The sequence below is a fragment of the Bacillus sp. P4_D3 genome, assembly GCF_056401855.1.
In genome coordinates, this window is the sequence record NZ_JBFUIN010001123.1 from 1 (window position 1) to 793 (window position 793).

The 793-nt window shown below is 32.4% G+C and carries 1 protein-coding gene and 1 pseudogene; both read left to right on the forward strand.

Going from position 1 to position 793, the window contains the following annotated elements; genetic code table 11:
* A partial coding sequence (gene fbpA / locus AC1DTM_RS29735) for a Fur-regulated basic protein FbpA (RefSeq protein ID WP_477001616.1) occupies positions 1-107 on the forward strand: 107 nt, incomplete at its 5' end.
* A gap of 494 nt (positions 108-601) precedes the next feature.
* Positions 602-793 (forward strand): annotated as a pseudogene (locus AC1DTM_RS29740) (Na+/H+ antiporter NhaC); the annotation flags it as partial.

A 793-nucleotide genomic window follows, 5' to 3' on the forward strand; every position in this document is an offset into this window, starting at 1 on the left:
GAGCAGGTGTGTTTAAGATTCGCGAACGACAATTATACGAGCTGTCTTTAGAGGAATTGGAAAAAGAGTACGAGCATATTGAAGAATTTGCAGACATTCAGGCATAGCCATATAGAGTAGTAAAGAAAGAGCATGTTACATAAAAGTGTAACATGCTCTTTTTTGATTATGGAAAAATATTGTAGATCGGTTGGTGTTAAAATGCTAGCAAGATTTTTGATTTGATTTTTTTCAGCTGCAGGTAATGCCGCAATCCATCCACCAGCCCCTTGTATTGTAATAAATGATGTGTGTTCTTTTGGGTAAGGGGAAATATAGTAGTACATATGAACTGAGAACAGCAGTGGAAATCTTTGTTGTGGCAAATATTAAAAAAGTTGTTATTAGATAGTTTTTTCGAAAGAAATAAAAATACAACATTTTTTATATTTTTCATTGCGAAAAGCGCAATCTACTTTTACAATAGAAAGGGTTGTGAATATATTATACTGAAAAAATAAATCGAAATAATATGAAAATTTTGTTTTGTCTTCGCTAATTGTATACTACATACACGTAAGACGACATACATCATGTTATCGACTTGTAAGGAGAGAAAAAAATGAAAAGTGTAAGATTACCCTCGATGCTAGAAATCATCATTCTTTTATTCCTATTTCTTGCTGTCGTCTTTTCCTTCCAAACGATTTTTGATCTCCCAATTCAATTAGCGCTATTTATTTCATGGTTTTTAGTTATTGCGCTTGGATTAAGGTTAGGATTTCGTTATCAAGAATTGCAAGATGCAATTACG